This window comes from Nocardia uniformis NBRC 13702, from assembly GCF_001613345.1.
Taxonomy (GTDB): Bacteria; Actinomycetota; Actinomycetes; order Mycobacteriales; family Mycobacteriaceae; genus Nocardia; species Nocardia uniformis.
On sequence record NZ_BDCE01000045.1, the window covers coordinates 44684 to 62507 of the forward strand.

General features: G+C 66.7%; 20 protein-coding genes. 13 read left to right on the forward strand and 7 right to left on the reverse strand.

What is annotated here, in order from left to right; genetic code table 11:
- Window positions 1-5: 5 nt before the first annotated feature.
- Complete coding sequence (locus NU1_RS14195) at window positions 6-836, reverse strand: cyclase family protein (protein ID WP_067521712.1); 831 nt, start codon at window positions 834-836, stop codon at window positions 6-8.
- 127 nt (window positions 837-963) lie between these two features.
- Between NU1_RS14195 and NU1_RS14200 the strand changes: the two genes are divergently transcribed.
- The 3 genes from NU1_RS14200 (at window position 964) to NU1_RS14210 (ending at window position 3074) form a co-directional block, all read left to right on the forward strand.
- Window positions 964-1242: a putative quinol monooxygenase gene (locus NU1_RS14200; RefSeq protein WP_067521509.1), complete on the forward strand. Its 279-nt coding sequence runs from the start codon at window positions 964-966 to the stop codon at window positions 1240-1242.
- Window positions 1243-1282: 40 nt separating this feature from the next.
- Complete coding sequence (locus tag NU1_RS14205; protein ID WP_067521510.1) at window positions 1283-1735, forward strand: GNAT family N-acetyltransferase; 453 nt, start codon at window positions 1283-1285, stop codon at window positions 1733-1735.
- Window positions 1736-1907: 172 nt separating this feature from the next.
- On the forward strand, window positions 1908-3074 hold the full coding sequence (locus NU1_RS14210; protein ID WP_067521512.1) for an alpha/beta hydrolase: 1167 nt from the start codon (window positions 1908-1910) through the stop codon (window positions 3072-3074).
- A gap of 6 nt (window positions 3075-3080) precedes the next feature.
- On the opposite strand, the gene NU1_RS14215 is transcribed toward NU1_RS14210, so the two are convergent.
- The gene (locus NU1_RS14215) at window positions 3081-3884 is read right to left on the reverse strand and encodes an SDR family oxidoreductase (protein ID WP_067521514.1); all 804 of its coding nucleotides are present in this window, start codon (window positions 3882-3884) and stop codon (window positions 3081-3083) included.
- Window positions 3885-4280: 396 nt separating this feature from the next.
- Between NU1_RS14215 and NU1_RS14220 the strand changes: the two genes are divergently transcribed.
- On the forward strand, window positions 4281-5279 hold the full coding sequence (locus NU1_RS14220) for an AraC family transcriptional regulator (RefSeq protein WP_212761564.1): 999 nt from the start codon (window positions 4281-4283) through the stop codon (window positions 5277-5279).
- A gap of 24 nt (window positions 5280-5303) precedes the next feature.
- On the opposite strand, the gene NU1_RS14225 is transcribed toward NU1_RS14220, so the two are convergent.
- The 3 genes from NU1_RS14225 to NU1_RS14235 all read right to left on the reverse strand — a co-directional run bounded on the left by NU1_RS14225 (window position 5304) and on the right by NU1_RS14235 (window position 8085).
- The gene (locus NU1_RS14225; protein ID WP_067521517.1) at window positions 5304-5984 is read right to left on the reverse strand and encodes a GAP family protein; all 681 of its coding nucleotides are present in this window, start codon (window positions 5982-5984) and stop codon (window positions 5304-5306) included.
- Window positions 5985-6061: 77 nt separating this feature from the next.
- Window positions 6062-7423 carry a HAMP domain-containing sensor histidine kinase gene (locus tag NU1_RS14230; RefSeq protein WP_067521519.1) on the reverse strand — a complete coding sequence of 454 codons (1362 nt, stop codon included), beginning with the start codon at window positions 7421-7423 and terminating at the stop codon, window positions 6062-6064.
- On the reverse strand, window positions 7420-8085 hold the full coding sequence (locus NU1_RS14235; RefSeq protein WP_067521521.1) for a response regulator transcription factor: 666 nt from the start codon (window positions 8083-8085) through the stop codon (window positions 7420-7422). Before NU1_RS14235 ends, NU1_RS14230 begins: the two co-directional genes overlap by 4 nt.
- A gap of 74 nt (window positions 8086-8159) precedes the next feature.
- Between NU1_RS14235 and NU1_RS14240 the strand changes: the two genes are divergently transcribed.
- Window positions 8160-10106, forward strand: a complete 1947-nt coding sequence (locus NU1_RS14240) for a glycoside hydrolase (protein WP_067521522.1) — start codon at window positions 8160-8162, stop codon at window positions 10104-10106.
- A 302-nt stretch (window positions 10107-10408) separates the two neighbouring features.
- On the opposite strand, the gene NU1_RS41395 is transcribed toward NU1_RS14240, so the two are convergent.
- A complete protein-coding gene (locus NU1_RS41395) occupies window positions 10409-10564 on the reverse strand; it encodes a hypothetical protein (protein WP_157552234.1) in 156 nt (51 codons plus the stop codon).
- A gap of 204 nt (window positions 10565-10768) precedes the next feature.
- On the opposite strand from NU1_RS41395, the gene NU1_RS14245 reads away from it, so the two are divergent.
- Both NU1_RS14245 and NU1_RS14250 read left to right on the forward strand, forming a co-directional pair.
- Window positions 10769-11341, forward strand: coding sequence for a TetR/AcrR family transcriptional regulator (locus NU1_RS14245; protein WP_067521524.1), 573 nt, complete (start codon window positions 10769-10771; stop codon window positions 11339-11341).
- A 105-nt stretch (window positions 11342-11446) separates the two neighbouring features.
- Window positions 11447-12649 (forward strand): Cmx/CmrA family chloramphenicol efflux MFS transporter, encoded by a 1203-nt coding sequence (locus NU1_RS14250; RefSeq protein ID WP_067521526.1) that lies wholly within the window; start codon window positions 11447-11449, stop codon window positions 12647-12649.
- A 151-nt stretch (window positions 12650-12800) separates the two neighbouring features.
- On the opposite strand, the gene NU1_RS14255 is transcribed toward NU1_RS14250, so the two are convergent.
- Complete coding sequence (locus NU1_RS14255; protein ID WP_067521527.1) at window positions 12801-13562, reverse strand: 3-hydroxyacyl-CoA dehydrogenase; 762 nt, start codon at window positions 13560-13562, stop codon at window positions 12801-12803.
- Between the two features lie 294 nt (window positions 13563-13856).
- Between NU1_RS14255 and NU1_RS14260 the strand changes: the two genes are divergently transcribed.
- From NU1_RS14260 to NU1_RS14285, 6 genes are all read left to right on the forward strand, one after another.
- A complete protein-coding gene (locus tag NU1_RS14260) occupies window positions 13857-14663 on the forward strand; it encodes a hypothetical protein (RefSeq protein ID WP_157552236.1) in 807 nt (268 codons plus the stop codon).
- 13 nt (window positions 14664-14676) lie between these two features.
- Window positions 14677-15543: a MinD/ParA family ATP-binding protein gene (locus NU1_RS14265; protein ID WP_067521531.1), complete on the forward strand. Its 867-nt coding sequence runs from the start codon at window positions 14677-14679 to the stop codon at window positions 15541-15543.
- Window positions 15540-16193: a hypothetical protein gene (locus NU1_RS14270; protein ID WP_067521533.1), complete on the forward strand. Its 654-nt coding sequence runs from the start codon at window positions 15540-15542 to the stop codon at window positions 16191-16193. The genes NU1_RS14265 and NU1_RS14270 overlap by 4 nt, the downstream gene beginning before the upstream one ends.
- A gap of 80 nt (window positions 16194-16273) precedes the next feature.
- Window positions 16274-16564 carry a hypothetical protein gene (locus tag NU1_RS14275; protein WP_067521535.1) on the forward strand — a complete coding sequence of 97 codons (291 nt, stop codon included), beginning with the start codon at window positions 16274-16276 and terminating at the stop codon, window positions 16562-16564.
- The gene (locus tag NU1_RS14280) at window positions 16564-16827 is read left to right on the forward strand and encodes a hypothetical protein (protein WP_067521538.1); all 264 of its coding nucleotides are present in this window, start codon (window positions 16564-16566) and stop codon (window positions 16825-16827) included. The genes NU1_RS14275 and NU1_RS14280 overlap by 1 nt, the downstream gene beginning before the upstream one ends.
- Window positions 16828-16986: 159 nt before the next feature.
- The gene (locus NU1_RS14285; protein WP_067521540.1) at window positions 16987-17811 is read left to right on the forward strand and encodes a DUF8175 domain-containg protein; all 825 of its coding nucleotides are present in this window, start codon (window positions 16987-16989) and stop codon (window positions 17809-17811) included.
- Window positions 17812-17824: the final 13 nt, after the last annotated feature.

The window sequence follows — 17824 nt, forward strand, 5'->3', positions numbered from 1 at the left end:
GAGGTTCAGGTCAGCGCCAACACCCGGCACGGGCCACCGGTACCGCCCACATGTTTGGGAGCGCCCACAATCACCGTCGCGCCCGTCGGCGGCACCTGCGCCAGATTCGCCAACATCTCCACGCCATAGCGGCCCGCCCCGAGAAACGCCGTATGCGCACCGAAGTCACGGCTGGCCGCCGGATCCAAACTCAGTGTGTCCACGCCCGCACCGACGATATTGCGTCGCGTCACCAGGAATTCGGCCGCATCCGCCGCGAATCCCGGTGCGTGCGGACGCCCTTCGGCATCGAGGGCGAGGAATGCGCCCGGATCGGAGAGCCGCCGCTCCCATCCCGAGTACATCGCGACCAGAGCCCGATCGGGAATCTGTCCATGTACGGCCTCCCACCGCGCGATATCGGACACCGTCAATTCCGCGTCGGCATCGGCCGCCGCCTTCGCCGAGATGTCGACAACGACGAGCGGAGCCACCAGGTCGTCGGCCGCGAGCTGCTCGACGGACGCGCCGCCGCGCACCTGGTGCGACGGCGCATCGAGATGGGTTCCGGTGTGCTCCCAGAGCACCAGCGCGTTCTGACCGAACCCGCCATGGTCGTGCCATGCCACCGGCACCATGGTGAACGGCGAATTACCGGGCCATACCGGCAGCTGTGCGGACAGTACATGGGTGAGATCGATCACCGCATTGGCGCGGACCGGAATCGCTTGCGCCACAGCCGGGCCCGACGCCGCGGCAAGTGCTCCCAGGCCGGCCGCACCCAACCACGCGCGCCTGCTGATCCGCGACGTTTCCGCGGATTCGTGGGCAACCCGAACAATCCGAGGCGAACACATCTCGATCAATAACTCCCGCACAACCTCGGACGACGAAACAGCCAGGGGCCAATGCCCTTCGGGAGAAAGATAAACGATCGGTGTGGTGGCGCGGGTGCCGTACCGAAATCAGGGTTAGTCTGCAACGATGCTGATCGTTGCCGGCCACCTGCGAGTCACCGACCGCGCCCGATATCTCGACAGCTGCCGGGAGGTGGTCGAGCAGGCCCGTAGCACCCCCGGCTGCCTCGACTTCAGCCTCGGTGCCGACCTGGTCGCCCCGGATCGGGTCAATGTGTACGAGCGGTGGTCGACCCGGGCCGATGTGGAGGCGTTCCGGGGCGAAGGGACTTCGGGTGGGCTCGACGATCAGATCGTCGGTGCCGATGTGCGCGAATTCGAATATGGGACCGAAACCCGTTTGTAGCGGTGCGCTCCAGTCGTGGTCGCGACGTAAAGTCGCGTCCATGAGTGGTATCGAGATCCGCCCCGTGACCGTGCGGGACCTGCCTGCCGTGGTGGCGCTGCTGGCGGACGACCGGTTGGGGGCCAAGCGCGAGTCGCCCGACGATCTCACTCCCTACCTGGCCGCGCTGGAGCGGTTGTCCGCCGATTCGAATCAGTGCGCGGTGGTAGCGGTGCGCGACGGCGCGGTGGTGGGGACCCTGCAACTCACCGTCATTCCCGGATTGTCCCGACGCGGCGCGACCCGCTCGATTATCGAAGGGGTGCGGGTACACAGTGCCGAGCGCAATGCGGGCCTGGGGGCTGAGCTCATCCAATGGGCCATCGAAGAATCCCGCCAACAGGGCTGCACCCTGGTGCAGGTCACCTCCGACGCCTCCCGCACCGATGCCCACCGCTTCTATAAGCGCCTCGGCTTCACCCCGTCCCACCTCGGCTTCAAGCTCCACCTGTGAACCCGCGGCGCCGGGGTGGTCGACCTGGTTGTGACAGGCCAAGCGGCACGGTGGATTTCGGCTCCGGGCTCGGTGTCGTGACAACACCGCAGCGGTGTCTGCCCACAATCCTGGGTCCGGTGCCCGGCGTGCCGTGCGGCCGGTAGCGGTTCGGCATGTATTAATAGCGCGCATGATCGTTCGCTCGGTATTTGCCGCAGCGGCGGCGGTGATCGCGGTTGTGTTGGGACTGTGCACATTCGTGATTGCTCGCTTCCAGGTGCCGGACCCACTCCTGCGGCTATCGGTGGTGGTCAGTAACTATGGCCTCTATCTGATTCCGTTCGGATTGGTCGGGATCGGGTTGGCGATGCTGGCTCGATTGCGCGCGGGTCGGGTGGTTCGCGCGTTCGGCGCGCTGACCGTGCTGGTGTGCGTGGTCGGTATCGTCGCCGCCTTCGTGCCGGTGGTCGCGTCCTGGCGAGAGGCGCAGCGCCATGGTGCGACGCTGTCGATCGGCGACTACCTGAGCGGCGGATCGAATACCGGCAAACCGGACCCGCGACTCGCCGTCGGCTACCACACCATCGAGGGCGAGGAACTGCTGCTCGATGTGAAGCTGCCGATCAGCGAATCGGCGGCACTGCGTCCGGCGGTGGTGTGGGTACACGGCGGCGGCTGGACCGAGGGTGGCCGCGAGGACGCACCGAAATGGCATCGGTGGTTGAACGACAAGGGATATGCGGTCTTCTCCATCGACTACCGTTTATCCCCGCCGCCGCGCTGGGACCAGGCTCCCGGCGACGTGAAGTGTGCCGTCGGCTGGTTGAAACAGCATGCGGCGGACTACCTGGTCGACCCGAGTCGCGTCATGCTCGCGGGTGGTTCCGCGGGTGGCAATCTCGCATTGCTGGGCGCGTACTCCGACGAGCGGGTGCCGGCCAGCTGTCCGGTCACCGATACGTCGGTGGCGGCGGTCGTGGCCTTCTACCCGCCGACCGACCTGATCGCGGCGGTACGGGACCCCTTGTTGCTGAGTGAGTCTCATGAACTGGTGCGCGATTTCACCGGCGGCACCCTGGAGGAGGTGCCGGACCGCTACGCGGCCGCCTCTCCGGTCCACTATGTGCGGCCGGGGCTCCCGCCGACGCTGCTCATACACGGCACCCGCGACCACGTGGTGCCCTACGCCCAGTCGGTCGAACTCATCGATCGACTGGATGCCGTCGGTGTCCGGAACGAACTGCTCGCCATCCCCTACGGGGAGCATGCCTATGACATCGCCTGGGGCGATTGGGGAACCCAGATCTCCCGAAAGGTGTTCGGCGACTTCCTGAACCGCTACTTCCCGGTCAACTGACGGCGATCAGCGCCGCAGTCCGTGTGCCGCCGCGATGATTCGTTCCATGACCGCGCGCGGTAGCAGCCGCCGCACGGCGAACAGCACCGGGGCATTACTTCCCACGGCGTACAGGGGTTTCGGACGCTGCGTCTCGACGGCGCTGACGATGGTCCGCGCAACCCGTTCCGGTGTAATGCCTTTGGCCTGCTTTTCATCCAACGCGGCCATGAATTTCGTGAAATCCGCGGTGTGCGGCGATCCATCGTCGAGGTATTTGGTTCGACGTTCCCGCAAGCCGGTGTCGATCTGCCCCGGCTCGACCGTGGTGATCCACACGCCGAACGGCGATTCCTCGAACCGCGCCGAGGTCGCGAATCCGCGGATCGCCGCCTTGGTCGCCACGTACGAGGAGCGGTACGGCATGGGGAAGCTCGCCAGCATCGACCCGACCATGATGATCCGCCCCCGTCCGCGCTCCCGCATCCCGGGCAATACCGCCTGTGTAAGTGTCACGGCGCCAAGGACATTGAGCCGGAACAAGCGTGCGATCGCTTCGCGCGGTAGTTCGGCGAGCGGTCCCGCCTGACTCTCCCCGGCATTGTTGACCAGCACGTCGATCGCGCCGAGCCCGGCGACGAACCGATCGATGGAGTGGTCATCGGTGAGATCCAATGCCCGATACTCCACCCCGGGCAGTCGATCGGCTTCGGCAATGGTGTCCGGATTGCGGCTGGTTCCGATCACCTGATAGCCGCGGGCGGCGAGCGCCGCGGCGGTCGCTTTCCCGATACCGGACGATGCGCCGGTCACCACGGCCGTTCCACTCATTGTCGCGCCCCTGACATCAATGCGTATCCCCGCAACACGGTCTCCTCATTGTCGGTGCCAGCCTACCGAGGACGGCGGTCGAGACCAGCGGTAGTCGATTCGGATTGAAAGCTGCAAAACGAATTGTCTGGGCCACGGTGGTGGTGGTGGGTCGTAAATGGGCATCGTCCGGTGACCGCTCGCGTCATTGGGGGCACTTTTGTCTACGATATGACCTTCTATGGCGACATGTTCGGGAGTGTCTGTGACAGATGGCCGTTAATTGTGTACGTTCGGTCACGCCCACTGTGGGAAGTTGATATATTTCGCCAACCCGGCGGGTAGCTGTTCGACGGATGAGGGTACGGGTACATGGTCGACTGGGATTTGCTGAGAAATACCTCCAGCGTGCACATCATGACGCAGCTGGCGCAGGAGCGGGGGCTGTCTGCGAGCGCCTGTCTGGTGGGGACCGGACTACTGCCTGAGGCAGTTGTCGATCCCACCGTCGAGTTCACCGCGCGGCAGGAGCTGGCGGTGGTGCGCAACCTGCTCGCCCGCTGCGGCGGTGAACCCGGCCTCGGTATCGAGGCCGGTAGCCGGTACCACGTGTCCCGCTACGGGCCTTGGGGTTTGGCGTTGCTGAGCAGTCGGACGCTGCGCGAGGCGGTCGAGGTGGCGCTGCGGCATATCGAATTGGCCTTCGTCTTCGGTCGGCTGACCTTCGAGGAATCGAATGGTGAGGCGCGTCTGGTATTCGACGACCACGAGGTGCCCACGGACGTGCGGACGTTCCTGACCGAACGGGTCCTGACCGGTATCCAGATGCTCGGCAAGGAACTGTTCGCCGGGGGAATTCCCATGCGGCGGGTCGCTTTCCGGCATGCCCGTCCGGTCGATGCCGCTCGCCATCGGGAAATGTTCGGGGTGGAACCGGATTTCGGTGCCCCGGCCAACCAGCTCGCCTTCGACAGCGCGTTCCTCGATATCGCCCTGCCGCACGCCAATGAATGGGCGCGCAGTACCTGTGAGCAGCTGTGTCGCGACCTGCTCGCCCGTCGCCACGCGCGTGCCGGTGTCGCGGGCGCGGTCCGAGATCTCCTGGTGCGCAATCCCAGCGCGATCCCGGACCAGGCCGCGGTGGCGGCGGAGCTGTTCATGAGCCCGCGCACGCTGTCGCGGCGGCTGAACGAGGAGGGCACGTCCTTCCGTGCCCTGCTCGACGAGGTACGGCAGACGCTGTCGGAGGAGCTCCTCGACCGCACCGATATGACCACCGAACAGGTGGCCGCCCGGCTGGGGTACGCCGAGGCCGCCTCCTTCATCCGCGCTTTCCGCCGCTGGAAGGGGTGCCCGCCGCAGGAGTATCGTGGCCGCGCCGTCCGCGAGCGGACCCGAACACCCGAACTGGTGTGAGTCACCGCTGGCCGCTTCCGGCAATCAGGTCAAGTGCTGATAGTGCAGCGCTGTGTCGAGAATGAGTGCCACGCCGAGCACGATGAACACGATGCGTACCGACGGCGGCCCGTAGCGCGTGAACGCGCGCACCGCTCGCCGATAGAAGCGTTGAGCGCGGGCTGTTCGTCGGGTCGCGAGGCCGAGTACGAGCAGAGGTAACAGCAGTGCGAGGGCGCAGTAGGCGATAACGATCAGCGGCCACAGCGGTGGCAGCGGGTCGTGGGCGGACAACATGGCGAGGGCGGCCAGATAGGGCACGGCGGTCGGTGCCTTGCCCAACCCGATCGCGATTCCGGCCAGCCCGAGCACCCAGGGCCGACGTCGGATTGTCACGGTCCAGGCCGGTGCGGCACTGCGTGTGGTCGAGGGCAGGCAGGCCGCCATGATCAGCGCGACCCCTATACCCAGCTCACCCCAGTATCTGACCGCCGGTGTGACCCGAAAATCGATCAGCGTCGTCAGAAAGTTCAATCCGAGCACCGCGCACAGACCGAAGGCCGTGGTCACGGCGAATACCCCGGCAATAAAGCTCAGCCCACCGGGGACCGGAGAGCGGCGACCGAGCCGACTGTCGTAGACCACCGCCGTGGTTACTCCCACGAGCAGTACATCCAGGGAGTCCAGGAACGCGAAGAACAGCACGGCCAATAGGAGACTCAGCATGACGTATCGAACATACGCGAGTACCGACGGGTGTCTGCCCCGCGTACCGGCGTTCCGCGTCGCGCCGACATGCCCGGTTACTCCGGAAAGCCGAGTCTGAACACGGTGCCCTGTCCGGCTGCCGACGCGACGGTAATGCGCGCGTCATGGCCTGCGGCGACCTGCGCGACGATCGCCAAGCCGAGTCCGTGGCCGGGGGTCGACCGTGCCGTGGGGGAGCGGTAGAAGCGGTCGAAGACGTGCGGAAGGTCCTCGGCGGCGATACCGGGGCCGTCATCGTGGACCGAGAGCACCCGTCCGGTCAGCTCCACCCGCACGGTCGCCTGTGGCGCACTGAATTTGGCGGCATTGTCGAGCAGATTAGTGACTGCCCGGGCCAGGCGGGCGGGTACGCCGAAGACGGTGGTCGGCTCCATCCGCGCATCGAAAATGATTGCGGGCCAATGTCTGCGGGCGATGTCCAGACAGTCCGCGACCAGGGTGTCCAACCGCAGGTCCTCGCCCGTCTCCGGTACCGCGTCCGGATCGTCGGCCCGTGCCAGGTCGATGAGATCGGTGACCAGCCCGGACAATTCCTCCGCCTGCACCCGCAGTGCCGCGACGGTGTCATCGATCTGTTCCGGGGACAGTCGTCCCGCGCGGCGCAGCAGATCGATATCGGTGCGCAGTGCCGTGAGTGGAGTGCGTAGTTCGTGGGAGGCGTCGGCGACCAGACGCTGTTGTGCCGCACGGGAATCGCGTTCCGCCGATAGCGCCGTGTCGAGTTCGGCCAGCATGGTGTTGATGCTGACGGCGAGCCGGGCGAGTTCGTCGGAGCCGGTGACGGCGATGTGCTGACCGGGGTCACGGGTACGGGCCACCTGTTCGGCGGCGCGCGTCAGTGCCGTCACCGGTGCCAGCGCACGGCGGGCGAGGATCGTCCCCGCCGCGGCGGCCAGTAACGTCCCGGCGGCCGCGGCCGCCAGGAGGGCCCACCCGACCCGATGTAGTCCGGTATCGACGGTGTCCGAGCGCTGCGCGACCTGTACGGCGCTACCGGGGCGCAGCGGTGCGGTGTACATGCGCATCGAATGCCCGTCGACGGTGATATCGCGGAAGTGGGCCGATATCGAACCCGCTGCTACGGACCGTGTTTCGGCATCGACCGGCAGCGCTTGTTCCGGCTCGAACTCGGACTCGATCTGCCCGTCGGCGGCCACCACCTGTACACAACTCGGGGCGGCCAGATATCGACACGGTCCGGAAATGGACGCCACCGACGGTTCGGCCGTGAACTGCCGGGTAATGCGGGTGGCCTCTCGCCGGAGCCCGAGATCGAGCGAACTCTCGAGCTCGTGCCCGACCACCACATATGCCGCGGTGGCCATACCCGCCACCGCCACCGCCAGCGCCAGCACGAAATAGAGGGCGGTGCGTCCGCGTACACCGAGGCGTGTCATGGCGGTCCCAGTCGGTACCCCACACCGCGTACGGTCTGGATAAGTGTTGGCGCGCCCTCGAGTTCGATTTTGCGGCGCAGATAGCGGATGTACACCTCGAGCGAGTTCGACGAGGAATGGCGGCCCCACACGCGCTCGATCAAGGTCTCCCGGGGCAACGCCTGCCCGGTATTGCGCAAAAGCACCTCCAGGAGGGCGAATTCGGTACGGCTCAGCTCTATCGATAGATCGCCGCGCCGCACCGTGTGAGCGGCGCTGTCCAACACCAGATCCGCGCACGACAGCACCGCGCCGTCCTCGGGGTAGGTGCGCCGCACCAGGGCCCGCACCCGGGCCAGCAGTTCGTCGAGATCGAAGGGTTTGGCCAGATAGTCGTCGGCTCCGGCATCCAATCCCGCGACCCGGTCGGCGACGGCATCGCGCGCGGTGAGCAGCAGAATCGGCGTGCGATCCCCGCGTGTCCGCAGCGTCCGGCAGGTAGTGAGACCATCCATGAACGGCATCAGCACATCCAGCACCAGGACCTCGGGCTGCCAGCGGGCAACCTCGGCGAGCGCGGCGGCACCGTCGCCCACCCCGCGGGTCTCGTAGCCTTCACTGTCCAGCGCGCGCACCAGGGCGGCACGCACCGCCGCCTCGTCGTCGACTACCAGAACGCGCATCCCAGGATCATACGGATGACCGTGACCAGTGCCTTCTCATCGAACTCTCATCTCGGGCCGCGAGGGTGGCGGATATGAGATATCGGAGACCGCATCGAACCCGGGCCGCCGTACTACTTGTCGCGTGTTTGGCGGTCGGCGCCACGGCCTGTGATCGTGGCGCTGCACCCGCGCCACAGGTAGACGGCAATCGGGTGGTTATCCCGATCGGCGGGGGAGCGGCCGAGGTGGACACCACCTCGCTGGCCGTCACCGCCGACGCGGACGGACACCGCGTCGAACTGTCCGGCGCGGCCGATGGGCTCGGTACGGCCGGGCCGATTCGGATCGAGGGCGACGCGGCCCGATGGACCTATCCCGATCGGGCCCTGACCGCCACCGCGAGCAATGAGGACGGTCGACTGCGGGTCACCGTGCACAGCGACCGCGACGGGCGGCTGGAGTGGCCGGTCACCGGTGGCGACGCGACGGCGACGGCGCTGCAGATCCCGCGCGGCGAGGGCTTGTCGCTGCCCGTGCGCGACCGGTTCTGGAACGGCCCGGACTCGGGCCTGGTGGATAGCCCGCTCAGTCTGACCTCGGGCCTGACCATGCCGTTCTGGGGCTACAGCCTCGGTGAGCGCGGTGTCAGCTATGTGGTCGGCACCGATATCGGCAGCAGCCTCACCGTGCGCTCCGTGGACGGACGCCTACTTGCTCGCGCCGCACATGATTTCGATGAGCGTGGCGGGACTCGCGATTACACCGTAACCTTCGCCCTCACCGATAACTCCCCGGTCGCGCCCGCCGAGGACTACCGCGACCAGCTCATCCAGCACGGCGAATTCCGCACGCTGCGAGACAAAATCGCGCGTAATCCGGAAATCGAACGCCTGCTCGGTGCCTTCCACGCCTACCTGTGGGGCGACGGCCGCACTCCCGAGGCCATTGCCCAGATGCGGGATCTCGGGCTGAGCCGCATGTGGCTCGGCTATGACGCGGACGAACAGTCCATGTCCGCCGACGCCATCGCAGCCGCCCGCGCCGCCGGATACCTGGCCGGACCCTATGATTCGTGGGCCAATGCCCAAGATCCGGCCACCGCTGACAACCCCTCCTCGCGCTGGCCCGGCCGCACCTGGCCGGACGGTTGCGTGCACGACGCCGACAGTAAGCCCGAGTCCGGCTTCGGTGGACGCGGCTGCTATCTGAGTTCACAAGCTCTCGAACAGGATTCGCGACTGTTCCAGAACCGGTACGCGCAGATGACCGCCAATGGCGCCAACACCTACTTCCTGGATGTGGATGCCGCGGGCGAATTCTTCGACGACTACAGCGCCGACCATCCGATGAACCAGCAGCGCGACCGCGAGAACCGGCTCGCGCGCATGCGCTGGCTGGCCGAGGATCGCGAACAGGTACTCGGTTCCGAATCCGCCGGTGCCTGGTCGGCTCCGGTCCTCGCCTTCGACCACGGCTCCCAGACTCCGGTATCGGACCGGCTGTGGAAATTCGAGCGCGACAAGGAGGTATGGGGCGGTTACGCACCCGCCCGCGCGCCTCGAACCTTCTTCCAGCCCGTCGACCTACCCGACCACCTCGCCGGCGCCATGTTCGATCCGGCCTACCGCGTGCCGCTCTACGAGACGGTGCTGCACGATTCGATCGTCAATGCCGACCGCTGGGAACTGTCGTACTTCAAACTGCCGCAACAGCAGACGATGCGCGCGCTCACCGCGATCCTGAACAACACACCGCTGAACTTTGTCCTCGACCGCGCCACCCTCACCACCCGCGGTGCGGAAATCGCTCGGCTGCAACAGTTCTTCGCACCCCTGCACCAGGCTGCCGGAACCCTGCCGATGACCGACTTCCGCTGGCTGTCCGACGATCGCCTGGTGCAGCGCACAGTATTCGGTGACGGCGTGCTGACGGTGACCGCCAATTTCGGCGACCAGCCGCGGGACGGACTGCCCGGCGGATGCGTGGACGCCGAGTTGGCGAGTGACAGCGCACCACGCCGACTCTGTCCGGCACCGTGAACGAACGGGTGGGCCCCACGTCTCGGGTGCGGCACCCGGTCGGGCTCGACGGAATCATCCGGCTATGTGGGTGCTCGCCGGTGAGACAGCCCTTCTCGCCGTCCTTCTGCTCGGACACGATCGCGTTCCGGCCAAGGGCGGTCTCGGCGTAGCTCTGGATACCGCTGCCCATGGCTCGGTGCACCGCGACCCGTGCTCATGCTGACCTCGGCGCTGCCGCGCGGGAGCGGTCGCGGCCCCCGTGCCATTGCCCCACCGCCGCCGTGGTCCTGCGCATCCCGGGCGCGGACCACCGCGCCGTATCAGCGACTCTCGTCCCCGCTCGACGCGATTTCCGAGTGCGGCGCGGCAGGTGGCGGGGCACTGTGCGCGGTCGGGGCGGTCAGGATCAGGACGGCCGTGGCGGCCAGGACCAAGGAGGTGACGAGCACGGGGATGGTCCAGGGGCGCAGGGGCATCGGGTGGTCCGCCTTCCGGGTGTCGGCGGCGCTGGTCGGGCCGCGTCGATAAGCCGGCGGTGGGGCCGGACCATCGTGGTGACCTCGGCATCATCCACCACGGGACGCTGTCTTGGCTGGCGCATCGCCGATGCGAAACAAATTGGTGGAAGGGGCGACCCGGCGTTCTATACTGATCTGTCCAAAATGTATTAGCGTGGCCGTATGGCGCGACCGAAGCAGTTCGACGAGGAGCGGGCGGTGGATGCCGCCATGCGGGCGTTCTGGCGTGCGGGGTACGACGGGACCTCGACGGAGGCGCTCTGCGCGGCCACCGGGTTGGGACGCAGCAGTATTTACAACACCTTCAGCAGTAAGCACGACCTATTTCAGCGGGCACTGCGGCGGTATATGACCGATAAGAACGCCCATATCTTCGCGATACTCGAGGAACCCGGCTCGGTGCGGGACAGGGTTCGGGCCCTGCTGTGGCTGATCGTCGATGCGCCCGAGGATGATCCGCTGGGCTGCCTGGTGGTGAACTCGACGGTCGAACTGGGCACCCGATATCCGGAGATCGCCCGGCTGCTGCGTGCGGATCTGGACCGTCGGTTGGACGCGCTCACCTCGGCTTTTTCCGCTGGGCAGCGTTCGGGGGAGATCGACAAGCGCAGGGACGCCGCCGCTCTCGCGAATTTCGTCATCACCACCATCAGTGGTATGTGCGTCGCGGCGCGCGGGGGTGCCGATCGCGCGACCCTCGAATCGATTGCCGGGGTCGCGCTGAGCTGCCTCTGATCTCCGCACCGGCCGAGTTCGCGTAGTAGCGGGCTCGCTGTGTCAGGCCTTTGTGCGTGCTCGTTTTGAACTGAATGATACAAAACCGATGAAGGGAACCGTCCGATGCCGCTGGCCGTCTACGTTCTGGGCCTGTCGATCTTTGCCCAGGGCACCTCCGAGCTCATGCTCACGGGCCTACTCACCGGAATGGCAAGCGACCTGAGCGTTTCCATACCTCGCGCCGGTCTGCTCATCTCGGCCTTCGCCATGGGCATGCTCGTCGGCGCGCCGATACTGGCCATCGCGACGCTCCGCTGGCCCCGCCGCACCGCACTGCTCGCCTTTCTCGCGGTCTTCACCGCCGCCCATGTCATCGGTGCTCTGACCTCCGACTACTGGGTCCTGTTCGGCACCCGGGTGGTCGCGGCCTTCGTCTACGCCGGATTCTGGTCGGTCGCCGCCGCGACGGCGGTCGGTCTGGTGCCGGAGAACGCGCGCGGCAAGGCCATGAGTGTGGTGGCGGGCGGACTCACGATCGCAACCATCGTCGGCATACCCGCGGGTACGGCCATCGGGCAGCAGTGGGGCTGGCGGGCGGCGTTCTGGGCCGTGGCCCTGCTATCGCTCGCCGCCATGGTCGGCGTGCTGACCAAGGTGCCGGATGCCCGGCCGACCGTGACTCCGCGTGTGCGAAACGAACTGCGCGCCTTGACCACCGGGCCGGTGTGGCTGCTCTTCGGCACCGCCGCCCTGACGATAGCCGCGCTGATGGTCACCTTCGGCTACTTCGGCGCACTGTTGACCGACACCACCCGGCTGGCCGACAGGTGGGTCCCCGTCGTCCTGGCCATCTACGGTGTCGGCGCGCTCCTGGGAATTGTGCTGGGCGGCAGGTTCGCCGACGCGCATCCGATACGCACCCTCACCGTCGGCATCACCGGCTTGACCGCCGCCTCCGCGTTGCTGGCGCTCACCGCCGAATATCTCGTGCCGGTGGTAGTGCTGGCATTCCTATTGGGCGCGTTCGGTTTCGGCGTCAACCCGGTGCTCAACAGCCGCATTTTCACCCTCGCCCCGAAGTCGGCGACCCTCGGCGCGGCCGGCAATGTCGTCGCCATCAATATCGGCATCACCATCGGACCGTGGCTGGGCGGCATGGCGATCGGCGCGGGCTGGGGCTACCCGTCCACCGCGTGGCTCGGCGCGGCACTGGGTACCGCGGCCCTGGCCGTGGTGGCGTGGTCGCACGCCTTGTCCCCGGTCACTCCGCAATTCGGTAAAACTCGGGGATCCGAGCATATCGCGGAGCCCGCGCGCCTATCGTGAAGCCAGCGGAAGCGATGACATGACCAGTGCGGAAACGATCCTCGGCGGAGTACTGGCCGTCGTCTCTTGACCATGGGAGTGCTTGCCGCGCTGTGAATTTCGCGCCCCCGGCCGGTCGGAAGCCAGTGGTCCCGACCGGCGGATGGTCGAATCAGCGCGGCGCCATGCGAATCGCGCCGTCGAGGCGGATCGTCTCACCGTTGAGCATCGGGTTCTCCACGATATGGCGAACGAGTGCGGCGTATTCCTTCGGGTCGCCCAGTCGCGACGGGTGCGGCACCTGGGCCTCGAGCGAGGCGATGGCCTCCTCCGACAGGGTCGAGAACAGCGGAGTGCGGAACAGACCGGGCGCGATGGTGTTCACGCGAATCTTGTAACCCGCCAGGTCGCGCGCGACCGGCAGGGTCATGCCGACAATGCCGCCCTTGGATGCCGAATAGGCGGCTTGACCGATCTGGCCGTCGTAGGCGGCGACCGACGCGGTGTTCACGATGACGCCGCGTTCTCCATCGGCTTCCTCGGTCGCGGCCATCCGCTCAGCGGCCAGACGGATCACATTGAACGATCCGATCAGGTTGACGGTGACCACCTTGGTGAAGGAGGCGAGCGGGAACGCGCCCTTCTTGCTCACGGTTCGGACGGCATTGCCGATACCCGCGCAGTTCACCGCGATTCGCACAGTGCCGAGTTTCGCGGCGGCATCGAGCGCGGCCGTCACGTCCTCTTCGCTGGTCACGTCGCCGGGCGCGAACACCACGCGCTCACCGAGTTCCTCGGCCACGGCCTTGCCGTCCGACGACGGAAGATCGATGATGACGACCGAAGCGCCCGCGCTGTGTAGTTCACGCACGGTGGCCAGGCCGAGTCCGGAAGCGCCGCCGGTAACCACCGCGACAGTTTCTGATGTCTTCACAAAACCTCCAATTACTAGATCTTGTGAATGTAGATTCTCGCTCTCAGATGTGGAAGACCGGCCCCCCACATGGGCTTTCGCGGCGATGGTTACTGGCGAGTATCAATGCGCGGGTGAAGCATGGTACCGGTCGGTTCGACAGATTCGTTGAACTTCGAAGGGTAATTTTCGGCGCGTCGGCCGGTGGGAATCGTGCTGATACGAGAGAATTTCCGTTCGGGACCTTGCCCGACTTCGGCGGGTCCGACCGACAGCTACACCGCCTGCTGCACCGACCGCCGAGAGGGTTCGACGATGACGAACGACGTAACCCGTTCGGTGGAAATGTTGAAGTCGTACAAAAAGATGTCCCGCTGGTACCCCGCCCTCGAGCCGGAGACGGGCGATGGCACCGGTACCGATGACTCGCACGCCGTCTCGGCCTTCGGTGACGAGGACCGGGCCGCCGGATTCCCGTACTACATCCGCGACGAGGAAGTCGAAGTCATTCCGCCCGTCGACGAATCGATGTTCCGGCGCAGCCAGTACACCGGCCGCTGGTCGGACTGGGTCACCGATCGCACCCCGGAATTCACCCCGCGCGAACGCGCGGCGGAGCTGCTGACCTTTCCGGCCGAGTCCGATGCCGGGCCGGACTCGGATGTCGGCCCGGAGCCCGCTGCCGACTCGGATTTCGATGCCGACGACGATTCGGATGTCGACGTCGAGGTCGGCGCGACCGCCGCGCCGCGAACCTCCGATGGCGACGAGCGGACCGTGCGCAAGGAGAAGCGTTCAGCGCGTAGCACAAAGCGGCCCGCGCGGCGTGGGCAGCGGACCGCGCGCCTCGAAAGCGCCGACGTCACAGCGATTTCGGACACACCTCGCGCCGCGCGAACCGCGCACAAGTCCGATGCCGTCGCGGCGTCCGCGAAGTTCCGTCGCCGCCGCCTGATAGCCCTCGCCGTCGTGCTGGTTGCCGTGTTGTTGCTGGCATTGGCGGGTGGTGTTGCGCTCTTTGTGCTCCATTCCCATGGCGGCACAGCGCAATCCGTGGGCACCATGGTTGGCAGCATTGTTGTCGACGGTCGCACCACCACTTCGGGCATCCCGGCGGGATAAGAGGAGCACGGACATGGATCAGGACTGGAGCCGCTGGCTCGACGAGACCCCCGAGGAGGGAGAGCCGTCGGGCCGGCCCGCGCGTGCTCCGGTGGTGCGTCTGCGCAAGCGGCGCGACGAATCCGACGAGGGACCGATTCCACGCCCGATCCTGGTGGTAGGCGGCTGCGGCGGTGCGGGAACCACCACCACCGCACTGGGTATCGCGGGCGAGCTGGGGGCGGTCGGAACCCAATCCGTGGCGGTCGACGCGACCTCGGCGGGCAGCGATATCGCCCTGCGCGGCGCGGATGAACACCTCAGCCCGATCAGCCTGCAATCGTGGCTCTACGGTCGCGGTGACGACGAACCCGCTCCGCTGAAGGAATGTCTGTCCCGCGCCACCTCCGGAATCGGTCTGCTGTGGCGCGATGCCGCGCCGCTGCGCCGCCGCGCCACCTACCTCACCGTCGCGCGCGGAATCCACGACTCCGGGTACACCGGTGTGTACGACGGTGGCAACCCGATTGCCAGCCGCCATCTGCGACCGTTGCTGGAGGATGCCGATATCGCGCTGGTGCTTGCCATTCCGGCCCGCGCCGACGCCGCCAATCGACTGCGCCTCACCCTCGAATGGCTCGACGACAACTTCGGTGCGCAGGGCGAGGGGCAGGGCGGTGGCATTGTCGGCGACACCATCGTGGTCATCTCACATCAGCTGCCCGGCAATCACTCTCGGATCGCTGATCATTTGCGGGAGCACCTCACCGGATGGGTTCGCGATATCTGCGAGGTTCCCTACGATCCACACCTGGCGCGGGGAGAGCTGGTGCGGCACAGCGACCTCGCGCCAGAGACTCGCCGGGCGTATCGCCGCCTGCTTGCTGGAGTGGCATCATGACCGCAGCCATGAAGGAACGCCGATCCGAACCAACCGCGGCGGCCGGTGTCGTCCCGCCGCCCGAAACCCTGCGCGCACCCATCTGGGACCGCCCCGTCCCCGGCGCCGGTCGCGCCCCACTCGTCTGGCTGCTGGGTGTGCACGGTGGCGCGGGAGCGTCCACCCTCGCACATGTGCTCGCGCCGGTCGCGGATTCGCACCGTCGCTGGCCCGGTGGCTTCGACCGCGAATCACCGTTCGTAGTCCTGGTCGCTCGCGAAACTATTCCCGGCCTGACACGCGCCCACGATCTGCTGCGCCAACACCACGCGGACCTCGCCGGTCCCAGTGAGGTGCTGGGCCTGATCACCGTGGCGGCGCGACCCGGCCGGATTCCGGTGGAGATCCGTCGCTATCGCGACGTGGTCGGGTCGCTCGCCGGACAGGTGTGGCAGGTGCCGTGGCACGAGGAGTGGACGCTGGTCGAACCCGACCAGCTTCCGGTCTGGTCGCCCGGAGACCCCCTGCCGCAGCAGCGGAAACGCAGAACTGATCCGCTGCAGGAGGTTCCAGCCGATGTCCGGGAGCTCGGTACCGGCATCGTCGCGGCCGTCCGGGAGGCGCTTGCCGACCCGGAGCCGCCCCGCGACACGTCGGATTACGAAGGCTGACGCGACATGCCGCGCCCGAATTGCCCAAAGTTAGGCGAAATAGTAAGTAGCAGTAGGATTTTGGAGTTAGGAAGAAACAGATGAGCATGCTACTCGCCGTACACGACGCGTACGGCGCGGTCCTCGCGCAGGTCGGGAATCCGACCCCCGAGGCGCCGCCCGCGTCGGACAAGCTGTTGAAGCTGGTTCGCTACTTCACCTGGTTCGTGCTGTTGTCCGGAGTCCTTGGAATCACCTACGCGGGCGGCAGGTTCGCCTGGGAGAAGTGGACAGGAGGCGGTTTGGAATCCCCGAAGATGGTGGCAGGCGCCATGATCGGCGGCATCATCGCGACCAGTGCGGGCACGATCATGAATGCCGTGATCGCCTAATGTCCGCGATGGTGACCGTGCTGGCCTACAAGCAGATGCCCCCGGAGGTGATCAGGCCGATCATGCAGCTGATCGACTGGTTGCTCTGGATCGTGCTGCTGTTCTGTATGGCCTGGATGATTCTGTCCGCCGGTAAGCTCTGGTACGCCTTCCGCGACGATATGGCCAACAACGAGGCAACGCACGGAGTGATGATGAGTCTGGTGGGGGCCATTATGGCCAGTTCCGCCAGCGGCATCGCACTCGCGCTGCTGCCCCAGTAGGCGCGCGACGGATCCCATGATGAACCTCACCGACACCCTCGCCCGCCCGCGCCGACGCACCGTCGGCGCGGTATGTGCCGTCGTGCCGGTAAGAGATCGCTTATATCGTGGAGTGATCGTCGAATTACCCACCGGCACAGCCATCTTGGAGGCAAACATATGAGCGAGAAGGAGTCGCTCGAGCGCGAACGCATCTCCTTCGGCGCCATTGTGTCCGCCGCCCTGCTCGCTCTCATCCTGGTGGTGGGCGTAGTCGTGTGGGTGAATCGTGACGAGCCCGCATCCGCGTCCAAAGGTGATGTGGCCCAACCCGCTTCGAACGACCCGAATGCCACCGGGTTCGCAGGCCCGGAGGTCGACCTCTTCGGTCGTCGGGTGGACGTGCCGAACAACCCTGCCGGACAGCCACTTCCACAGAAGCCGGCCGCGCAGCGCAAACCGTCGGATCCGGAATGGCTGACCGCCGCTCCGGCAGGTACCACCGAACCGCACGGCTGGCAGCGGGTCTACGGCGCGTCGGTGCCGTTCTCCACCTCCGATGGGCCCAGCCGGATCGAAGACGGTTTGGCGGTGGGGTATTCGCATACCCCACAGGGCGCGGTGCTGGCGTCGGCGCAGATCACCTATCGACTCAATGCCCGGCCCGCCGATCGGGAACTGTACGTGCGGCAGGTGCGCGTGTCCGCGCAGCAGGTCGCCGCCTACGACCAGGCCCTGGCGGAATCGCGACTGCCAAAACAGCAGCCGGAGCGGGTCACCCGGTATCTGGTGGCCCCTGATGCCTTTCAGATCGAGAACTACGCCGACGATATGGCGATCGTGCGGCTCGCGGCGCGCGGTCCCGTTGTCGACAGCCGACAATTATGGGCAGCCGTGCGGCTGATCATGGTGTGGGACGCGGGTGACTGGCGACTCAAGCCCGCCGCCTCCCGGCAATCGCAAACCGAGTACGTGGATTCGCTTGCGGGGTGGACGAAATGGTGATTGACCTGGCTGC